Here is a 438-nt window from a genome sequence, read left to right on the forward strand (position 1 = left end):
CTTTCTCTGGTGGGTGAAATCGATAGAATGCGGCGGGATTGTGCGTGCTGAGGTTGTCCAAGACTACCCGGATGCAGCAGGGTGTTCGGGGTGCGACTGCATTCGATGGGACTGTCGGTTCGAGAGGTCGTCGCAGTGTTTGAATTACTCGGCGTTGACCGTTCTCACGGCGCAATCTGGAACTGGACACACAAACTATCAGAGGAGCAGAGCGACCCGCCGACGGCTGCCCCGTCGCGGGTCGCGGTCGACGAGAAACAGATCGAGGTTGACGGCGAGAAAAAGTGGCTGTACGCCGCGATCGATACGGAATCGAAGCTACTGCTCGAAATCGACGTGTTCAGCCGTCCCCAGAACGCGAGAGTGGTTGGCGCTATGTTTGAATCTGCAGGGTGCGTATAGACTCTGATGAAGACAACCCGTCGGACTGAAATGGTG

1 pseudogene is annotated in these 438 nt (G+C 56.8%); it reads left to right on the forward strand.

Features of this window, described 5'->3' with window-relative positions:
• Nucleotides 1-60: 60 nt before the first annotated feature.
• Nucleotides 61-348: pseudogene (locus FYC77_RS20065) on the forward strand (IS6 family transposase); the annotation flags it as partial.
• Nucleotides 349-438: the final 90 nt, after the last annotated feature.

It is taken from the genome of Natrialba swarupiae, assembly GCF_008245225.1.
In the GTDB taxonomy this organism is placed as follows: domain Archaea; phylum Halobacteriota; class Halobacteria; order Halobacteriales; family Natrialbaceae; genus Natrarchaeobius; species Natrarchaeobius swarupiae.